General features: G+C 70.4%; 13 protein-coding genes. 5 read left to right on the top strand and 8 right to left on the bottom strand.

Annotated elements, in window-relative coordinates; genetic code table 11:
* Positions 1-20: 20 nt before the first annotated feature.
* The 4 genes from ACZ7M2_RS34545 to ACZ7M2_RS34530 form a co-directional block, all read right to left on the bottom strand.
* On the bottom strand, positions 21-761 hold the full coding sequence (locus ACZ7M2_RS34545) for an MIP/aquaporin family protein (protein ID WP_471598666.1): 741 nt from the start codon (positions 759-761) through the stop codon (positions 21-23).
* Between the two features lie 423 nt (positions 762-1,184).
* On the bottom strand, positions 1,185-2,810 hold the full coding sequence (locus ACZ7M2_RS34540) for an EAL domain-containing protein (RefSeq protein ID WP_471598665.1): 1,626 nt from the start codon (positions 2,808-2,810) through the stop codon (positions 1,185-1,187).
* A 171-nt stretch (positions 2,811-2,981) separates the two neighbouring features.
* Positions 2,982-4,172, bottom strand: coding sequence for a lipid-transfer protein (locus ACZ7M2_RS34535; protein WP_471598821.1), 1,191 nt, complete (start codon positions 4,170-4,172; stop codon positions 2,982-2,984).
* A 26-nt stretch (positions 4,173-4,198) separates the two neighbouring features.
* Positions 4,199-4,624 carry a Zn-ribbon domain-containing OB-fold protein gene (locus ACZ7M2_RS34530; protein ID WP_471598820.1) on the bottom strand — a complete coding sequence of 142 codons (426 nt, stop codon included), beginning with the start codon at positions 4,622-4,624 and terminating at the stop codon, positions 4,199-4,201.
* 289 nt (positions 4,625-4,913) lie between these two features.
* On the opposite strand from ACZ7M2_RS34530, the gene ACZ7M2_RS34525 reads away from it, so the two are divergent.
* A complete protein-coding gene (locus ACZ7M2_RS34525) occupies positions 4,914-5,723 on the top strand; it encodes a M15 family metallopeptidase (protein ID WP_471598664.1) in 810 nt (269 codons plus the stop codon).
* A 126-nt stretch (positions 5,724-5,849) separates the two neighbouring features.
* The gene (locus tag ACZ7M2_RS34520; protein ID WP_471598663.1) at positions 5,850-6,386 is read left to right on the top strand and encodes an NUDIX domain-containing protein; all 537 of its coding nucleotides are present in this window, start codon (positions 5,850-5,852) and stop codon (positions 6,384-6,386) included.
* A 28-nt stretch (positions 6,387-6,414) separates the two neighbouring features.
* Here the strand turns inward: ACZ7M2_RS34520 and ACZ7M2_RS34515 are convergent, their stop codons facing one another.
* Positions 6,415-8,781, bottom strand: coding sequence for a glycoside hydrolase family 31 protein (locus ACZ7M2_RS34515; protein WP_471598662.1), 2,367 nt, complete (start codon positions 8,779-8,781; stop codon positions 6,415-6,417).
* A gap of 204 nt (positions 8,782-8,985) precedes the next feature.
* On the opposite strand from ACZ7M2_RS34515, the gene ACZ7M2_RS34510 reads away from it, so the two are divergent.
* Complete coding sequence (locus ACZ7M2_RS34510; RefSeq protein WP_471598661.1) at positions 8,986-10,953, top strand: acetoacetate--CoA ligase; 1,968 nt, start codon at positions 8,986-8,988, stop codon at positions 10,951-10,953.
* Here the strand turns inward: ACZ7M2_RS34510 and ACZ7M2_RS34505 are convergent, their stop codons facing one another.
* A complete protein-coding gene (locus ACZ7M2_RS34505) occupies positions 10,954-12,273 on the bottom strand; it encodes an aminotransferase class I/II-fold pyridoxal phosphate-dependent enzyme (RefSeq protein WP_471598660.1) in 1,320 nt (439 codons plus the stop codon). It abuts the gene before it with no gap.
* 111 nt (positions 12,274-12,384) lie between these two features.
* On the opposite strand from ACZ7M2_RS34505, the gene ACZ7M2_RS34500 reads away from it, so the two are divergent.
* Both ACZ7M2_RS34500 and ACZ7M2_RS34495 read left to right on the top strand, forming a co-directional pair.
* Positions 12,385-13,593 (top strand): MFS transporter, encoded by a 1,209-nt coding sequence (locus tag ACZ7M2_RS34500; protein ID WP_471598659.1) that lies wholly within the window; start codon positions 12,385-12,387, stop codon positions 13,591-13,593.
* A gap of 22 nt (positions 13,594-13,615) precedes the next feature.
* Positions 13,616-14,509, top strand: a complete 894-nt coding sequence (locus ACZ7M2_RS34495) for a hypothetical protein (RefSeq protein ID WP_471598658.1) — start codon at positions 13,616-13,618, stop codon at positions 14,507-14,509.
* A gap of 68 nt (positions 14,510-14,577) precedes the next feature.
* On the opposite strand, the gene ptsP is transcribed toward ACZ7M2_RS34495, so the two are convergent.
* Positions 14,578-16,248 carry a phosphoenolpyruvate--protein phosphotransferase gene (ptsP, locus tag ACZ7M2_RS34490; RefSeq protein WP_352049185.1) on the bottom strand — a complete coding sequence of 557 codons (1,671 nt, stop codon included), beginning with the start codon at positions 16,246-16,248 and terminating at the stop codon, positions 14,578-14,580.
* Positions 16,249-16,331: 83 nt separating this feature from the next.
* Positions 16,332-16,781, bottom strand: a complete 450-nt coding sequence (locus tag ACZ7M2_RS34485) for a PTS sugar transporter subunit IIA (RefSeq protein ID WP_099923862.1) — start codon at positions 16,779-16,781, stop codon at positions 16,332-16,334.
* Positions 16,782-17,234: the final 453 nt, after the last annotated feature.

Raw genomic sequence — 17,234 nt, 5'->3', positions numbered from 1 at the left:
GTTGGAAGCCTGCGTTCTCGTCAGAAGGCTGCGTTGTAGATCGCGGCCCCGATGGCGGCACCGGCGATCGGGCCGACCACCGGGATCCAGGAGTAACTCCACTCCGAGGTGCCCTTGTTGGGAATTGGCAGCAATGCGTGGGTGAGGCGCGGTCCCAGGTCACGGGCCGGGTTGATGGCGTACCCGGTGGGCCCGCCCAGCGAGAGTCCGATACCGACCACGAGGAACGCGATGAGCTGGACGGGCAGTCCCGCGTCGCCGATCCCGGCCACGTGTTTGTGGCCGCCGACCATGGCCAGAATGGGCAGCATCAGGCCGATGGTGGCGATGGTCTCGGTGATGAGGTTCTGCACGGGATGGTTGATCTCTGGCCGGGTTGAGAAGATGCCCAGCGTCTCGATGGCCTTGTCCTCGTCGGCGTTGAGGTTGAACTGGCCGAGGTAGAGCAGCCAGCAGAGCACGGCGCCGATGATGGCGCCTGTGAACTGGCCCAGAATGTAGAAGGGCACGTCCTCCCACTTCGTCGAGCCCTCGATGGCGAAACCGATGGTCACGGCCGGGTTGATCTGACCGCCGGACAGCGGCGCCGCGGTGTAGGCACCGGCGAGCACGCCGAAACCCCATCCGAACGCGATGACGACCCAGCCGGCGCCCTGCGCCTTGGACTTGTTGAGGGTGACCGCGGCGCAGACCCCCGCGCCGAACAGAATCAGAATCGCAGTGCCGATCAACTCGCCGACAAAAATGTCGCCGTTGCTCATGGCGGCTCCTAGGCTTCGCCCGGAGCGGTCCGCTCCGGGCCACCGTGCGGGGTGCGTTTCCCATGGCTACTTCAGCCGAAGGCAGGGAGGTCCCGCGCCCCGCCCGGCGTCCGTGACGAGCGTGCCGTCGCAGCGGAATCGCCCGTGGGGGACGACCTTGGAAACAGGTCGGGAACCCGAGCGGTGCGGTGCCTGAAGACGCCCGAATGCGGCGATGCCGACTGACATCCGGAAGTGTTCACCGGCGCCCAGAGGCCGTCAAGGTCGCCGACGGCAACGGTTGAAGGCCGTGAACGAGCCAAGATCAGGACACGGTACGGGCCTGCCCGGGGCACGGTCTCGGGCAGGCCGTCCCTTCGCCCTCACCCGTCACAGGGGCCCCGGGCGGCACGGCCGTTGCTCAGAACCCTCCCGGTCCGTCGCTCAACCGGCCTGTGCTCGCTCCGCCCCCGAACCACGCAGGACCTCATGTCCCGGCAGTCCCGCCCGCCCCAGCACCCAACTCGCCCCGCTCAGAGCCTTGGCTGCCTGCTTGAGCGGTGCCAGACAGGCCGCCGCCTGTCGGTGGTCGGTCACTGTGCCCGGTGCGCACAGGACCGTGGCCAGCGACAAGGTGACGGGACGTCCGCCCGCCGACCAGGGCGCGTCGAGTACCGTGCCGGCCAGCGGGCCGAGAGTCTCCGGATCGGCGAGGACCAGGAAGTCGTCGCCGCCGATGTGTCCCACCCGGGTCGTCCCGGAAGCCGCGTGCTGTAGCGTCCGCCCGACCTCCCGGATCAGCTCGTCGCCCGCGGCGAAGCCCGCTCCGTCGTTGACCTGCTTGAAATGGTCGACATCGAGCCAACTGAGCGCGAACGTCCGGCCGTCGGCGATCCGCCGGTCCACCTCGCCGGTGATCGCGTCCGAACCGGGCAGCCTGGTCAGCGGGTTGAGCCCGGCTGCCTCCTCGACCCGGCTCTCGGAGAGCGCTCGTACGAGATCGGCCAGGCGTACGACCCCCACGCACCGCCCGTAGTGATCGACGACCGCGACATCGTCCGACGTACGGTCCCGCTCGCCGTCCGCCACCACGTCGAGGACCTCCCACGCGGTCGCGTCGACGCCGACCGTACGCGGCGGATCTCCGAGCTTGGCGGCCGGCCGGTCGGCGTACAGGGCATGCCCGTACGGTCCCGACATCGACAGCAGGAAGCGTGACCGGTGCACCGAGCGGACCGGGATCCCGGAGGGATCCACGAGCAGCACACCGGACACGTCGGGCGAGCCGGTGAGCAGCGCCCGCACCTGCCCCGCGGACGCCGTCGCGGGCAGCAGCGCGGCGGGCCGCACGAACTGCCGCACCGACGGTCCCGACCGGGGGGCCGCCGCGACGCCGGGGGAGAGGGCCGGAACGTATACGTCCGCGACGGGCAGCCGTGCGGGCGGCGCGAAGAGCTCGCCCTGCGCCAGCTGCGCCCCCGCCGACACCGCGGCCGCGCACTGCAGCTCCGTCTCGACGCCCTCCACGGACAGCAGCGCGCCCAACTGCTCGCACAGCGTCCGCATCGCCCTGACCGCCGCCGGCCGCGTCAGCAGGGACGCATCGAGTTTCACCAGCTCGGGCGCGAGGTCCGTGAGCAGCCGCAGGGGTACGTCGCCGTCGCCCACCCCGTCCGCACAGATCCGGAAACCTTCGCTCCGCACCGTGGACACCGCCTCCAGCAGGCCCTGGTGCGGCACGTGCGTGTACGGCGGACCGATGTCGATCGTCACCTCCCACGGCAGCCGACCGGCCTCGCGCACGGCGTCGCGCAGCGCGGCGAGCCGTCCGAGATCGGCCAGTGTCCCGGCGAAGACATTCACGTGCAGCGGCAGCATCGTCTCCCTGCGGGCCGCTGCGCGCATCGCCAACGCCGCCAGCCGCCCGTCGAGTTCGGGGTCGCGGCGGGCCTGTGCCAGGATGTCACCGGATTCGGGACGGGCGAGTATCTCCAGCGCCGCAACCCCTCCGGTCGTCAGATTGACGACCGGCTGGAAGGCGAAGCGGACAGTATCCGTCCAGGAGGGCACGGGAGCATCCTGGCCCCGCCCGTGCACGCCCGGGCGCGATTCACGAGCTGTTCACGCAGCATTCCGGGGTCGTCACACCGAGTACTGACGGCCGCGGGGCGAGCGCCAGTGGACGGTCGTCTTCGCCGCGCACGCCGCGCCCGGACGCGGTGCGTTCGGCCGGCCGCCGACTCAGCGGACGGCGACGACCGACGAACCGTGTCCGAACAGCCCCTGATTCGCCGTGATTCCCACGCGCGCGCCCGCGACCTGCCGGTCGCCCGCGTCCCCGCGCAGCTGCCATGTCAGCTCGCACACCTGGGCTATGGCCTGCGCCGGAACGGCTTCTCCGAAGGAGGCCAGTCCGCCGCTGACATTCACCGGTATGCGCCCGCCCAGCGACGTGGCACCCTCCCGCAGCAGCTTCGCGGCCTCCCCGTCCCCGCACAGCCCCAGGTCCTCGTACCACTGCAGTTCCAGGGCCGTGGACAGGTCGTACACCTCGGCGAGCGAGAGGTCCTCGGGACCGATGCCCGCCTCCTCGTACGCCGCCCGCGCGATCGAGGCCCGGAAGGTGCCGGCCGCGGGTTCCACCGCGACGGCGGAGTCCGTGGCGATGTCCGGGAGGTCGAGCACGGTGGTGGGGTAGCGCGGTGTCACCGTCGACACCGCGCGGATCCGTACGGGGTCCGCCGCCCCGTGCCGTCGCGCGAAGTCCATGCTCGCCAGCACGAGGGCGGCGCCCCCGTCGGACGTCGCACAGATGTCGAGCAGCCGCAACGGGTCGGCGACGACGGCGGAGCCCGCGACCTCTTCGGCCGTGACCCTCTTGCGGTACCGCGCGTTCGGGTTCAGCGCGCCCAGGGCGGCGTTCTTCACCTTGACCTGCGCGAAGTCCTCCAGGGTGTCCCCGTGCACGGCCATCCGCCGCCGCGCGTACAGCCCGAAGTACGTCGGATTCGTCGCTCCGAGGACCCGGAACCGCAGCCAGTCGGGATCGTCCGGCCTGTCCCCGCCCGCCGGACGGAAGAATCCCTTGGGCGCCGCGTCGGCACCGACCACGAGGACCACGTCCGCGAGGCCCGAAAGGATCTGCGTTCGCGCCGTGTTGATGGCCTGCGCCCCCGACGCACACGCGGCGTACACACTCGTGACCCGTGCTCCCTGCCAGCCCAGGGCCTTCGCGAACGTCGCTCCCGCCACGTACCCCGGATAGCCGGCGCGCACGGTGTCCGCGCCCACGACCGAGCCGACGTCCCGCCAGTCGATCCCCGCGTCGGCCAGTGCAGCACGCGCCGCCACGACCCCGTACGCGACGAATCCGCGCCCCCACTTGCCCCACGGGTGCATGCCCGCGCCGAGCACCGCCACCTCACCGCTCATGCCGTCACCCGTACGCCACATGCCCTTCATGCCGTCACCCCCGTCGGCCGCCAGTGCCACGTCGTCCAGGTCGTCTCCTCGTCCTCGTTCAGCACACCGGGGACGACCTCCACCTCCATGCCCACCGCCAGGTCGGAGACGGTGATCCCGGGAATCGTCTGGCCGAGTACGACGAGTCGCTCGGATTCCAGTTCCACAGCGATCAACGCATAGGGTTCCCACGAGAGTTCCGGATCGGTCACATACGGTGACGGGGGCCGGTAGCGGCTGTCGGTGTACGACCAGATCCGACCGCGCCGGGACAGCGGAACCTCGGTCAGCTCACCGCCCTGGCACCCCGGATTGCGGCAGAAGGCGTCCTCGCGGGGGAAGAAGACCGAGGCGCACGCGGAGCAGCGCGTGCCGAGGAGACGGAAGTCGCCCCCGTCCCCGGCGAACCATCCGGTGACCACGGGTGTGCGTGTACGCGACAAGACCCCTCCATGACGCTGGATCTGACGGAACGTCAGAAGTGTGCCACGGGCATCGGGAAATGGGCAGCGCGACGGAGAGAACCGTGCAGGCCTCCTGGGCGTCGGAGTATCGGGAGGTGCGGCCGGGGCCCACGGGGGTGGTTCCGGCTGTGCCTCCCGGTGCGGCTCCGGGGCCCGTTGGGCGATCCGCCGATTCCCTCACTCGATGGTGCCCGACCGCCCGTGATCCCTTCCCCGACGGATCCCGCACCTGATAGATGCAGGGGGCATGACACGACTCTCCACCGCCGTACGCGGTCTGGTGACCACGCTCGCCGCCTTACTGGCCGTGACCGCCGCCTCCGCCACCGCCCGGGCGACGCCCGAGCCCAAGGCTCCCGAGGACTTCGTGGCCCTGGGATCCGCGGACCCGACGATCATCCAGGAGATGCGCTACTTCACGCCGCACAACTTCGTGGGCGAGCGCGTCGACGGCTACCGGCAGCCCATCTGCATCCTCACCCGACCCGCCGCCGAAGCCCTCCACAAGGCCCAGGTGACACTGCTGCACGAGGGCTACACCCTCAAGGTGTACGACTGCTACCGGCCGCAACGCGCCGTCGACCACTTCGTGCGCTGGGCCGAGGACCTCGACGACCAGGCGATGAAGCCCGAGTTCTATCCGCAGGTCGACAAGACCCGTCTGTTCGAGGACGGTTACATCGCCGAGAAGTCCGGACACAGCCGTGGCTCGACGATGGACCTCACGATCGTGCGGCTGCCGGCGAAGCCGACCCGCCCGTACGTCCCCGGAGAACCCCTCGTGTCCTGCTACGCGCCCCAGGCCGACCGCTTCCCGGACAACTCCGTCGACATGGGTACAGGCTTCGACTGCTTCGACACCCTCGCGCACACGCTGGACCCACGCGTCCAGGGCGTGCAGCGAGCCAACCGGCTGCTCCTGAAGAGCACCCTCGAAGACCTCGGATTCGTCAACCTCGCCGAGGAGTGGTGGCACTACACGTACAAGCCCGAGCCCTACCCCGACACGTACTTCGACTTCCCCGTGTCCAAGAAGTCACTGACTTCATCCCCCTGAGCCGGGCCGGTCCGCCCCGTGGCGGCGGGGCGGACCGCATCACGAGACGCACTTGGACAGGCGCCCGGACCGCACCTGATGAGGCACCCGAAGACGAGCGCGAAGTGATCGGCTACAGTCCGCGGCGTGTCCGCAACCCCGCACCCGCCCGCCGACTTCGCGCCGGACTCGCACTGTTCGAGCTGCGGAGCACCCTACGGAGAAGACAACTCCGGCTGGCCCCGCACCTGCGCCGTCTGCGGCGGCGTGGCCTACCGCAATCCGCTGCCGGTCGCGGTGGCCCTGCAGCCCGTGTACGACGACAGGGGCACCGCCCTGGTCGTCATCACCCGGACCATCGCCCCCGCGCGCGGGGGCATCGCGCTGCCCGGAGGGTTCATCGACCACCGGGAGGACTGGCGGCACGCCGTCGCCCGGGAACTCAAGGAGGAGACGGGAATCGACGTGGCGAGCCGCGAGGTGCGGCTCGCCGACGCGATGAGCTCTCCCGCCGGTCACCTGCTGCTCTTCGGGCTCCTACCGGAGCGCCCGGCCGCCGAACTGCCGCCGTCCGCCGCCACGGACGAGACCGAGGGCTGGCACCTGCTGCGCCGGCCCACCGAGCTCGCCTTCCCGCTGCACACCTTGGCGGCGCGCGCATGGTTCGAGGGACGGTACGTCTGAGGGGGCCCCACGGGGTTCTCGGAGGCCGTCAACGCGCCCCGAGGCCCCGCACCCGGACCGGATACTCCGGCTTGCCCGCTCCGCCCTCTCCGGCCCGCCGCACGACCACGTGCTGCCCCTCCCAGCGGGTCACGTAGCGTTCGAGCTCGGGCTCGTCCCAGCCGTCGCCGCGGTCCGGCACGGCGAGCCCGCCCCCGACCCGCCCGCGCGCCGGAGCCCACGCCTCCAGCTCCAGGCCACCGTCGTCGCCCCGGACGGGCACGACGGCACCCGCGCGCGCCAGCACCGGAATCCGCGACAAGGGGGCATCGAGCAACACCTGAGCCGGCCCCTCGTAAGTCTCCTCGGTGACCGTGTCGTACCAACGCCCCCGGGGCAGCTGCACCGCACGACGGTCGGCCCCGTGGTCCAGCACCGGTGCCACAAGGAGGCTGTCACCCAGCATGAAGGCGTCCTCGCAGTCCCTGAGCGCCCGGTCCTCCGGCGCCGCCCACCACAGGGGCCGCACATAGGGTGCGCCCGTGCGGCGCGCCAGCAGCGCCAGCGTCATGAAGTACGGGAGCAGCCGCCGCCGCTCGACGAGAGCCGCGCGCGCGTGCTCCAGTACGTCGTCACCGAACTCCCACGGCTCCCGGCGCCCCGCCCGCAGACTCGCGTGCGTACGGAACAGCGGCAGATACGCGCCGAGCTGGAACCATCGCAGGTACAGCTCGGGAGACGGGCTGCCGTCGAATCCGCCCACGTCGGGACCCGAGTACGGAACCCCGCACAGCCCGAGCCCCATCACCAGTGACAGCGAGGCCCGCAGCCCGGGCCAGCCCGTGGCCACATCTCCGGACCAGGTCCCTCCGTAGCGCTGCATTCCGGCCCACCCGGAGCGCGAGAAGAGGAACGGCCGCTCCTGGGGATCCAGCTCGCGCAGACCCTCGTACGCGGCTCGTGCCATGCCCAGGGCATAGACGTTGTGCGCCTCACGATGGTCGCCGCCGCGTCCCTCCAAGGAGTGCCGAGCCGACCTCGGCAGCGTCGACTCCCCGAACGCCGTGAACGACGTCGGCTCGTTCATGTCGTGCCAGAATCCCGCGAACCCCTGCGCCAGCCGTTCCTCGTAGAGGCCGCCCCACCACTCCCGCACACGCGTGTGCGTGAAGTCCGGATAGACCGACTCCCCGGGCCACACGACTCCCCGTACAAGCCGGCCCGAGCCGTCCCGCACGAAGGCGTCCTCGGCGAGACCACTGTCGTACACCGCGTTGCCCGGTGCGGCCTTGACCGCCGGGTCGACGATCGACACGAGCCGGATGCCGTCGCGGCGCAGCTCCTCGGCGAGCACCGGCAGCTTCGGGAAGCGCTCCCGGTCCACCGTGAACACCTGGAGGGCGTCGTAGTGATCGATGTCCAGGTGGACCGCGTCGAGGGGCAGACCGCGCTCCTGATAGCCCGCGATGATCCGCCGCACCTCCTGCTCGCTGCCGAAGCCCCAGCGCGCGTGATGGTGTCCCAGCGCCCACGCGGGCGGCAGCGCCGGGGCCCCGGTGAGCGAGGCCCAGGCGTGCAGCACGCGCGCGGGGGTGCCCACCATCAACCAGCAGCGCAGCGGGCCGCCGTCCATCCGCAACTCGCACGAGCCCGCCCGGTCGTGCCCCGACCCCGCGCCCTCCTCGCCCTCGCGCAGGGTCACCGTGCCGTCCCAGGAGGTGTCATGGAACACGAGATGTGTGCCCGCGTCGGAGACCACCATCTGCACGGGCATCGTGATGTACAGCGGATCGTCGCCCGGCGCGAAGGCGTGCCCGGGATCCGTGTTCCACAGCCGGTACGTCCCGTCCCGCAGCCTGGGACCGGCCGCGCGCCCGCCCAGACCGAAGAACCGTGCGTCGGCGGCCACTTCCGAGCGCTGCATCCACCGCGCGCCGCCCCCGTCGGCAGGCTCCCACCAACGGGGCGGCAGATCACGGCGCAGGATCACACCACCCGGGGTTCGCACCTCGACGGCGCCGTGTCGCGAGACGACGACCGTCACCCGTTCGGCCACCACCCGCCAGCCGCCGTCCTTGTCGGGCTCCAGAACGGCCCGCGGGTCCGGCTCCGGGCAACGGCCCGCGAGCGCGTAGGACGGCTCCGGACCGGCCCCGTCCCAGCCCCAGAACACCGCCCCGCTCACCGCGACCGTGATGCGCAACTCGGACCGTGCGAACCGGACGATCCCACCCCCGGGCCCCGGCTCCGCCCCCTCCACCGGGCCGGGCACCCGCGCGCGCTCGGCCCCCCGTCGCGGCAGCCCGGCGGCGTCGGCACGCCTCCTTCGCCATGCGGCCCGCACGGTACGCAAGCCCTGGGCCGCCCCCGTCGAACCGACCGTCTTCACCGAACGCACCAGGTCACGACCGTCCATGCTGCTCACCCTGCCATTGCCTGCGCCAAATGAGTGAGTCGTTCAACTGCCGTTCACCCGCGATGGGGGCACATCTTCACGCGGACGACGATCTGCGGCGCACCCTGGTGCGGAAGTCGATCACATGGCATCGTCCGTGTCAGCCGCGTGACGCGCACACCCCAGCTCGTGCGCGACCGACGCACACAGTCCGGGAGCCGATTCATGTCCACCGCGAACCCCTCAGCGCTCTGGCAGCCCGACCCAGGGCGTATCAACCAGGCGCAGGTCACGAAGTTCCAGGCCTGGGCGGCCGAGCACCACGGAGCCCCGTCCGACGGCGGCTACCCGGCACTGCACAGCTGGTCGGTACGGGAACTGGACACGTTCTGGAAGGCCGTCACCGAGTGGTTCGACGTACGGTTTTCGACCCCCTACGCGCGCGTGCTCGGTGACCGCTCGATGCCCGGCGCCGAATGGTTCCCCGGGGCGACCCTGAACTACGCCGAGCACGCCCTGCGCGCGGCCGAGACCCGTGCCGACGAAGCAGCGCTCCTGTACGTCGACGAGACGCACGAGGCGACCCCGGTGAGCTGGTCCGAGCTGCGCCGTCAGGTCGGCTCCCTGGCCGCCGAGCTGCGCGCCCTCGGGGTACGCCCGGGGGACCGCGTCAGCGGCTACCTCCCGAACATTCCCCAGGCCGTGGCCGCCCTGCTCGCCACGGCCGCCGTAGGGGCCGTGTGGACGTCCTGTGCCCCCGATTTCGGCGCGCGCAGCGTCCTCGACCGCTTCCAGCAGGTCGAACCCGTCGTGCTCTTCACGGTCGACGGCTACCGCTACGGCGGCAAGGAGCACGACCGCCGGGACGTGGTCGCCGAGCTGCGCCGCGAACTGCCGACTCTGCGCGCCGTCGTCCACATCCCACTGCTCGGCACCGAAGCCCCCGAAGGTGCCCTCAACTGGTCCGAGCTGACCTCGGCGGACGTCGCGCCCGTCTTCGAAGAGGTCCCTTTCGACCACCCTTTGTGGGTGCTCTACTCCTCCGGCACGACCGGCCTCCCCAAGGCCATCGTCCAGTCCCAGGGCGGCATCCTCGTCGAGCACCTCAAGCAACTGGGCCTGCACTGCGACCTCGGCCCCGAGGACCGCTTCTTCTGGTACACGTCCACCGGCTGGATGATGTGGAACTTCCTCGTCTCCGGCCTGCTCACGGGCACCACGATCGTCCTCTACGACGGCAGCCCCGGATACCCGGACACGGGTGCCCAGTGGCGTATCGCCGAACGCACGGGAGCGACCCTCTTCGGCACGTCCGCCGCGTATGTGATGGCGTGCCGCAAGGCGGGCGTCCACCCCTCCCAGGACTTCGACCTCACGCGTGTGCGGTGCGTGGCGACGACCGGCTCGCCGCTGCCGCCCGACGGTTTCCGCTGGCTGCACGACGAGGTCCGCGACGATCTGTGGATCGCCTCCGTCAGCGGTGGCACGGACGTGTGCTCCTGCTTCGCGGGAGCGGTGCCGACGCTCCCGGTGTACATCGGGGAACTCCAGGCCCCCGGCCTCGGCACCGACCTCCAGTCCTGGGACCCCAGCGGCAAGCCCCTGATCGACGAAGTCGGTGAGCTGGTGGTCACCAACCCGATGCCGTCCATGCCCATCCGCTTCTGGAACGATCCCGACGGCAGCCGCTACCACGACAGCTACTTCGACACGTATCCCGGAGTGTGGCGCCACGGTGACTGGATCACCGTCACCTCGCGCGGTTCCGTCGTCATCCACGGCCGCTCGGACTCGACGCTCAACCGCCAGGGCGTGCGCATGGGGTCGGCCGACATCTACGAAGCCGTCGAACGCCTCCCCGAGATCAAGGAGTCGCTCGTCATCGGTGTCGAACAGCCCGACGGCGGCTACTGGATGCCCCTGTTCGTCCACCTCGCCCCTGGAGCCGCGCTGGACGAGGCCCTCCTGAACCGCATCAAGCAGACCATCCGCGAACAACTCTCCCCGCGCCACGTCCCCGACGAGGTCATCGAGGTGCCCGGCGTCCCGCACACCCTCACGGGCAAACGCATCGAGGTTCCGGTCAAGCGCCTTCTCCAGGGAGCCCCTTTGGAGAAAGCGGTCAACGTCGGCTCCGTGGACAACGTCGAGTTGCTGCACTTCTACGAAGAGCTGGCCCGCAAGCGCGGCTGATCAACCTCCGTAGGTGGCCTCGGACTCGCCGAGCACGGCAGCGAAGTCCGAGGCCAGGCGCACCGCGTCGGAGGGTTCGAGTTCCGCGACCGAGATCCGTACACCGGGCGGGGAAGCGAGCCTGAACCGCGCACCCGCCGCGACCCACCACCGGTAGGACCGCAGTCCATTGACGACGGCCGACTCATCGCGCACCGGTACCCAGACATTCATTCCGCTCACGGAATGGGACGGGATCCCCTGTTCCGCGAGTCGGTGTCGCAGTGCGTTCCGCCGCAGCGCGTACGTGTCCTGTGCGCGGGCGACCAACGCGCGCGTGTCGTCGTCCGTCATCAGTTCGTACACCGTCTCCTGGAGCAGGTGGCTGACCCAGCCGGAGGTCAGCAGCATCCGGCCGTCGTGCCGGGCGAGTGTGATCGGATCGCAGGCCGCGGCAGCCCACCGCAGGTCCGTCCCGAGGAACTTGCTCACGGTCCGCACATGCACCCAGCGCGCAAGGCCGCCCGCGGCCAGAGCATGAAGAGGCGCGTCGGCGACGGCGGACGCATGGTCGTTCTCCACCACGAGCACATCGGGCTCTTCCTGGAGTACGGCGACCAGAGCGTCGCGGCGCTCCGCCGAGAAGCGACCACCGTACGGATTCTGCGCCCGTGGACTGCACACCACCGCTCGTACGCCGGCCCGTAGCGCGTCGCGCAAGGCCTCGGGCCGCACCCCCTGGTCGTCCACGGCCACCGGGACCGTACGCAGCCCCAGCGCGGTGACCAGGTCCAGCAGGTGGTGATAGCCGGGGTCTTCCATCGCGACGGCGTCACCGGGACGCAACTCCACCGACAGCAGTCGCCCGATCAGATCGAGCGCGCCGTGCGCGAAGGTCACGTGTTCCGTCGGCACCCCGTCCGGTCTCAGCCAGTCGCGCACGGCGTCCTCCAACCGCGCCAGACGCGGCGTGCTGCGGTGCGACCGCGCGCCGGGCGAGAGCCGCGAGGGCGGTACCAGGTGCGGAAGCAGCCGAGGGTCGGGATGGCCACCCGCCAGGTCCCGCAGTCCGTCCGGCACTTTCGGTGGTCGTCGCGACGCCACCGAGGGAGCCGCGGCGACCACGGTGCCACCCCGCCCGCGCGTCACGACGATCCCGCGCCGCCGCAGTTCCTTGTACGCCGTCGCGACCGTCCCCGGGCTCACCCCGAGCTCGTCGGCGAGCCTGCGCACCGGAGGCAGCGCCGCACCCGGTCCCAACGCGCCCTCGGCCACGCCTCGTTCGACGGACGAGGCAATTCCCTTGGCCGTCGTACCGCTGATCCCATATTGTGTTGCCACGTTACCAAGTATGTATCAGTACATAAGTGGAAGCAAGGGGGAACGATGGGACCGATCAGCCGCGCAGCCGCATGGTCGACATGCATTCCAGGAGGCCCCGACGGCCGACGAATGCTCTCGATCGCCCTCGTCGACCGGACCGGCAGCGGCCTGTGGGCAGCCGTGTCGGTCCTGTATTTCACCTACGTCACCGGCCTGTCCGTGGCACAGGTCGGCACCCTCGCCGCGGTCTCGGGGGCCATCGGCATCGCCGGCGCACCGCTCGGCGGCCGCATCGCCGACCGCCTGCCCCTCACCCGTGTCCTGATCTCCCTGCAGATCCTGCGAGCCCTGGCCTCCCTCGCCCTGCTGACCACCGACAACTACGCTCTGCTGCTGGCCTTTTCGGCCGCCGGCAGCTTCGGCGACAGGGCCGCCAACGTCCTCACCAAGCTGTACGCCACCCGCGTCTCCGGACCCCACCGCGTCCGCTACCAGGCCGTGACCAGAACCGTCGCCAACGCCGGATGGGCCCTGGGCGGCCTCACCGCCGCGGCCGCTCTCACGATCGGGACCACCACCGCCTACCAGTGGCTCCTGACAGGAGACGCGCTGTCGTTCATCGCCGCCGCCCTCCTCACCGTGCGCTGCGCCGAACCGCCGTCCCCCGCACGCACGATCGCCACGTCCAAGGACCCCGCCCCCACCACCAGGCCGGCCAACCCCTGGCGCGACCGCGACTACCTCGCGTACGTCGCCACCGAGACCGTCCTCTTCCTCGACGACGCGGTGTTCAAGGTTGGCCTGCCGCTCTGGATCGCCCACTCCGACCAAGCCCCGCACGGCCTCGCCCCCTTGCTCATGGTTCTCAACAACCTGATGGTCGTGGCCCTTCAGGTCCCCCTGGCCCGCTTCGGCGCCACCACGGCCGCCGCGCGCTCCCTGCTCCTCCCCCTGTCCGCCGCCTTCGCTCTCGGTGGCGTCGCCATGGCACTCTCGGCCACGGGCGGAGCCTTCACCGTCACGCTGTTCCTCACGACCTCGGCCGTCGCCTTCACCGTGGCGGAGATGCTGCACGCCACCGTCTCCTGGGAACTCTCCGTCGCCCTCGCGCCCGGGACGGCCCAGGGCGCCTACCTGGGCGTCCATGGACTGGCGCAGTCCGCCCAGCGCAGCATCGGACCACTCGCCGTCACCGCGGCCATCGCGACCGGCCCCCTCGGCTGGACGGCCTTCGGCGCGACCATCGCCGTGACCTGCTTGTTTCAGCACCACCTGGTGCGCGACCAACTCTCCCGCACCGCGTTGTCAGTGCCGCCAGTTACTGTGAGTGAGCATTGATCGACTGCGTACAGGGGGAAACATGGCGCACACCGAGCACCGGACCATGCGACGCGTCCTGCGCCGCGAAATCGCCGGCACCATCGGTCTGCTGACCGACGAGCACGACTTCACGGCGATGCGGCGCTACCGCACCTTCACGTTCGATGACCACACGACCTACCTCCACCAGGTGGAATCCCTGCTGAGGACTCTGGCAGCCCAAGGCAGCCACACCACGGTCGCGCTCTTCGATCCCGAGGAATACGCGGAGTTCTGTACTCACAACGGCCTGGAACCCGACACCGCCGCCAGCCGCACACGCTTCACCGCCGAACTCGCGGCCACCGGCCCCACCGTCGCGTACGAGGGACAGCCCCTCGACGAACTAGTCCCCGACCTCGTCGACGAAGCCGTCCGCAAAGCGACCTGGGAGTACGCGACCACACTCCTGGCCCGCATCGGCGACTGCGCGTCCTGCGGAGAGGACATCGGCCGCGCGTCCTTCGCCCGTGCCTCCCACCTGCTGACCCGCGTCCTCGACACCGCGAGCCCCGGCGAGCGCCATCTCGTGTGCAGCGTCTCCGCGGCACCAGAAACACTCGTCGCGGTGCTGCGGGCCGACGACGACGCAGAGGGCACCACCTGCCTCGACGAGGCGGAAGCCCTCGAATTCACGACCGTCCTGGCCCTGGGTCTTGCCACCGGAAGCGCCGGAGGACTCGTCATGCGCACCACCACCCCCGACACGACCGACCGCGTCTACGGATGGCGACTGCGCGGAGAAGGCCTGCAACCCCTCACCGCAGGCGAGGTCTTCGACGCCTACTGCACCGATGTCGCATCCGGAGATCTGGTCTCCCCGGAGTCAGGCGTCGACTACTGCGTACCACCCGACCTCGGCAGCGGAGAGGAGGCGACGGGCCACACGCACTGAACGCGAAGGGGCGCCCCACCCACAGGTGGAGCGCCCCTGAGCAACCGTCGCTCGACGAACGGCCCCGGCTATTCGCCGGACAGCACCGCCTGGGCCGCCGTGCGCGCCTCGTCGGCCGTGTCCGTGGCACGTGCCGCCGCGGCGGCACGCTCGCACTGCGCCAGCGTGTACTTGGCGAGCGTCGCCCGGACATAAGGAATCGACGCGGCACCCATCGACAGGGAGGTGACCCCCAGACCGGTCAGCACACACGCGAGCAGCGGATCGGACGCGGCCTCACCGCAGACACCACAGCTCTTGCCCTCGGCCTTCGCCGCCTCGGCGGACACGGCGACCAGGTCGAGCAGCGCGGGCTGCCACGGGTCCTGCAGGCGGGACACCGCGCCGACCTGCCGGTCGGCGGCGAAGGTGTACTGCGCGAGGTCATTGGTCCCCAGCGACAGGAACTCGACCTCCTGGAGGATCGAGCGAGCCCGCAGCGCGGCCGACGGAATCTCCACCATCGCGCCGAACTTCGCCTTCAGCCCGGCGGCACGGCACGCGTCCGCGAACGCCTTGGCGTCGATGCGGTCGGCGACCATCGGCGCCATGACCTCGAGGTAGACCGGCAGCCCCTCCGCGGCCTTCGCGAGCGCCGTCAGCTGCGTCCGCAGGACATCGGGGTGGTCGAGCAGGGTGCGCAGACCCCGTACACCCAGTGCCGGGTTCGGCTCGTCGGCCGGAGTCAGGAACTCCAGCGGCTTGTCCGCGCCCGCGTCCAGCACCCGCACCACGACACGCCCCTCGGGGAACGCCTCCAGCACCTGCCGGTACGCCTCGACCTGCTTCTCCTCGGACGGCGCCTGCTTGCTGTCGTCCAGGAAGAGGAACTCGGTGCGGAACAGACCGACACCCTCGGCCCCGGCCTCGACGGCGGCCGGCACATCGGCGGGACCGCCGACATTCGCCAGCAGCGGCACCTTGTGTCCGTCGGAGGTGGCACCCGGTCCGGTCGAGGCAGACAGCGCCGCCTTCCGCTCGGCAGCCGCGGCCTCCAGCTGCGCCCGCTTCTCGGCGCTCGGCTCCACGAAGATCTCACCGGTGCTGCCGTCCACGGCGATCATCGTGCCTTCGGCGAGCTCTCCGGCGCCGGGGAGCGCGACGACGGCGGGAACTCCGAGTGCCCGAGCGAGGATCGCGCTGTGGCTGGTCGGGCCGCCCTCCTCGGTGACGAAGCCGAGTACGAGGGTGGGGTCGAGCAGCGCCGTGTCCGCGGGCGCAAGGTCACGAGCAATAAGGACGTACGGCTCGTCGCTGTCGGGGACGCCCGGCATGGGCACTCCGAGCAGCCGGGCGACGATACGGTTCCGGACGTCATCGAGGTCGGCCACGCGACCGGCGAGGTACTCACCGGCACCCGCCAGCAGCGCGCGATAGGAAGCGAACGCGTCATAGACGGCACGCTCGGCCGTGCTGCCGACCGCGATACGTCGATCCACGTCCGCCATCAGTTCGGGGTCCTGGGCCATCATGGCCTGTGCCTCGAGCACCGCCTGGGCTTCGCCCCCCGCCAGATTGCCGCGCGCCATCAGATCGGCCGCCACAGCCTCGACGGCCTTACGGGCGCGCCCCTGTTCGCGCTCCGCGTCCTCCGCCGGGATCTGCTTGGCGGGCGGCTCAAGCACCGCCGTTCCCATGTGCCGAACCTCGCCGATCGCCACACCGTGGCTCACGCCGACGCCTCGCAGCGTTGTCTCCATCTCACCCGTCTCCGGTAGTGCGGCGCGTCCCGCCGCCGCGGTGGTTTTCGAACCTGCCGTCTATGACGGCAGCGCTGTTGATGTCACTGCCAGCTGAAAAGGGCGTCGCCGGCCTTCACATCGCCGTCCTCGCGAAGATCCGAGAGGGAGTCGGCCGTCGCCTCGAGCGCCACGATCGGGCAGATCGGGGACTTGCCGGCGACCTCGACGGCAGCCGGGTTCCAGCGCACGACGGCCTGACCGCGGGTCACGGTGTCACCCTTGTTGACGAGGAGCTCGAAGCCCTCGCCATTGAGCTGCACTGTGTCGATGCCCAGGTGCGTGAGCACGCCATGGCCCTCTGCGTCGACGACGACAAAGGCATGAGGGTGAAGCGAGACGATCACCCCGTCCACGGGGGCGACAGCCTCCCCGGGCTCACGCACGGGGTCGATCGCCGTGCCGGGGCCTACCATCGCTCCGGAGAAGACGGGATCCGGTACCGCGGTGAGTCCGATGGCGCGTCCTGCAAGAGGGGACGTCACGATGGTCATGGGAAGCCTCCCAGGGGTGGAGATTCATATGGGCCGTCACTGCCTGTACCGGACGGCGCACTGTTGAGCAGGGTATGTCATACGAACTACCGGTTCCGCATGAGAGGTCCCGGTTGGCGGCCCTAGAGCACCGCGCAAACGATTTGCGCGCGCTCCAAACCCCCATGTAGAGTCGTACTCCTGCTTGAGGCCGAGCGACGCGACCAAGCGTCCTTGCCTGGCAGCACCCAACTTGTCAGATCCTATCTCGGGGTCTGGTTCTGCATGTCCGCAGAGCCGTGGTCAGAGAGACGGAAAATCGCTGATAGTGTTTGGACCGCCGGAAAGGGAAACGCGAAAGCGGAAACCTGGAAAGCATCGAGGAAATCGGATCGGGAAACGGTCTGATAGAGTCGGAAACGCAAGAACAAAGCAAGACAGCAAGACCGAAGGGAAGCGCCCGGAGGAAAGCCC

Source organism: Streptomyces sp. NPDC111507 (genome assembly GCF_055638955.1).
The sequence above is the reverse complement of the archived record's forward strand: the minus strand, read 5'-3'. Positions and strand labels throughout refer to the sequence as shown.